At 74.6% G+C, this 2,426-nt stretch carries 2 protein-coding genes; both read left to right on the plus strand.

From position 1 onward, the window contains the following. Positions 1-1,107 (plus strand): hypothetical protein (locus B7767_RS41305; RefSeq protein ID WP_256923763.1); only part of this gene is annotated, 1,107 nt, incomplete at its 5' end. A gap of 229 nt (positions 1,108-1,336) precedes the next feature. Beyond that, positions 1,337-2,311 carry a GNAT family N-acetyltransferase gene (locus tag B7767_RS41310; protein ID WP_179167533.1) on the plus strand — a complete coding sequence of 325 codons (975 nt, stop codon included), beginning with the start codon at positions 1,337-1,339 and terminating at the stop codon, positions 2,309-2,311. Positions 2,312-2,426: the final 115 nt, after the last annotated feature.

The following is a 2,426-nucleotide window of genomic DNA, read 5'->3' on the forward strand; positions in this document are numbered from 1 at the left end:
CCCGCCCCGCGGACCGCCGAACGCCCGGCCCCCGTCACCACGGGCGTGGGCGTGCCGCAGTTCTCCGACCACCAGCCCCCCACCGGGACGGCGGCTCCGGCCCCGACCCCCCGCTCCGTGCCCGCGCGGCGCCGCCCGCGGCAGGGGAAGATCGCCCAGCGGGTCGTCCCGCACGACCTGCTGCCCGACACCCTGCGGGACGAGCTCATCGAACTCGGCGACCTCTTCCGCGCCTACCAGCGGCGCGAGCAGCCCGACCTGGCGCTCCTCGCCGACCTCCAGGAACGCAAGGCCCGCGCCTTCACCGCCTGGGCCGGTGTCACCGGCGACGACGACCTGCGGGAGGAGGCCCGGCGCGCCGAGCAGGCCGCCGCCACCATCCGACGCCAGCACCAGCAGCGCACCGGCGGCGTCACGGACGGCGACGGACCGGCCGTGACGCGGCTGCTGACCGTACCGACGCAGTGGGAGCACGCGCGCTCCGTCCTCACGCACGTGGCCGGCCACGCCCCGCTGCCCGGACCGGAGGCACGGCTGCTGGCACTGATGCTGACCCTGCGCACCGCGCACACCGGCACCGGCAACCTCGTCGGCCAGGACGTCAACGGGCTGGGCCTGAGCGATCCGCGGGACCTGGTCGAGAAGCTGACCGGCTGCGGCTGGCTGTCCCTCCCCGGCACCGTCGACGACCTGCTCGCCTCCCGGCCGGAGAGCCCCACCCCGATCACCGTCCCCTCCCTGGTGCCCCCCGAGGACGGGACGGGCCCGTTCACGTTCGGCAGGAAGATGCGGCCCAAGCTCTCCGGCTGGGCCCAGCGGGTCGTGACGGACAAGAAGCTCCGCAAGTCCAAGGCCCCCGCCGGCCCCCGGCTGCTCGCCCTGACGCTGGCCACCCGGACCGACGCCTCGGGCCGCCTCGGCCCCGGCGGCCAGGGCATCGCCCTGGACACCCTCGCCGCCCAGGTCCCGGCCGACCCCGACGGACTCCAGGGCCTGATCGACCGCCTGACCGCGGCGGACTGGCTCACCGGGGCCGCCCTCACCGACACCCACCTCACCGGCCGCCTGACCGAACGCGTCCTGCCCCTCACCTGCCCCCTCCTCTAGCGCGCCCCCGACAGGAACGGCTCGCAGGGGCCACGACGACGACCCCGGCGGGCGGGGCCCGGCGGGGTCGTCGACCGGCGGGAAGACGGCCGTCCGGCCGTCGGGGAGCGCGGCAGCCCGGTCGCCGGGGAGGCGGCCGTTCGACCCTCGAGGTGTCGCCGGACCTGCCGCTTCGCCCGCGGCGCGCGTCCGTGGTGCGATGGAACCGGGGGCGGAAAGGAGAGCGGTCATGTCCGCAGCGAAGCGAACGAGTGTCGCCGTCCCGGTGTCGGTCCGACCGCTGGTCGAGCCGGACCTGGATCGGGCCGACGAGATCTTCAGGGTCGCCTTCGGGACCTTCCTCGGGCTCCCCGAGCCGGAGACGTTCTTCGGAACCGCCGACTACGTCCGCACCCGCTGGGCGGCGGATCCGCGGGCCGCCTTCGCGGCGACCGTCGAGGGCGAGGTCGTCGGATCGAACTTCGCCGCCGACTGGGGCAGCGTCGGGTACTTCGGCCCGCTGACCGTACGTCCGGACCTGTGGGACCGGGGCATCGGCAGGCGCCTCATGGAACCGGTCATGGACCGCTTCGACACCTGGGAGAACCGCCACCTCGGCCTGTTCACCTTCTCGCACAGTCCCAAGCACCTCGAGCTCTACCGCCGGTACGGTTTCTGGCCCCGGTTCCTCACCGCCGTCATGAGGAAACGGGTCACCGTCAGCGCCGTGGTCCCCGGCCGCGTGCTGTACGGCGAGCTGACCGCCGCCGAGCGGCCCGACGCACTGGGCCTCGCTCGCGCACTGACGGGGGCCGTGCACGAGGGCCTGAGCCTGGAGCGCGAGATCACGGCCGTACAGGCGCAGGGGCTCGGTGACACCGTCCTCCTCGAGGGCGCGGGCTCCGGCCTCGACGGTCTGGCCGTCTGCCACTGCGGAGCGGGGTCGGAGGCCGGCGAGGACGTGTGCTTCGTCAAGTTCGGCGCCGTACGCCCCGGCCCGGACGCCGCGGACCGGTTCGAACGACTGCTGGACGCGTGCGAGCAACTGGCCGCCGAGAAGGGGCTGGGGCAACTGGACGCCGGAACGAACCTGGCCCGCCAGGACGCCTACCGGCGCATGGCCGACCGCGGTTTCCGCACCTGGCTGCAGGGCGTGACCATGCACAGGCCCAACGAACCCGGCTACAGCCACTCGGACGCCTACGTGATCGACGACTGGCGCTGAGCCGACCGCCGTACCCGGCTCCGGGGGCCCTGATGCCGTTCGACGGGCTTGCGGTTCGGTTCGAGGCGACGGTTCGGGTCGTGGCGGTTCATCAGTGGCGGGGGAACCCCCGGCC

This window comes from Streptomyces sp. 13-12-16 (genome assembly GCF_002114215.1).
GTDB lineage: Bacteria > Actinomycetota > Actinomycetes > Streptomycetales > Streptomycetaceae > Streptomyces.

Bases quoted from the DNA above. Each gene is read 5' to 3' on its own strand.
- B7767_RS41310 (WP_179167533.1), top strand. From the start codon at position 1,337: ATGTCCGCAGCGAAGCGAACGAGTGTCGCCGTCCCGGTGTCGGTCCGA.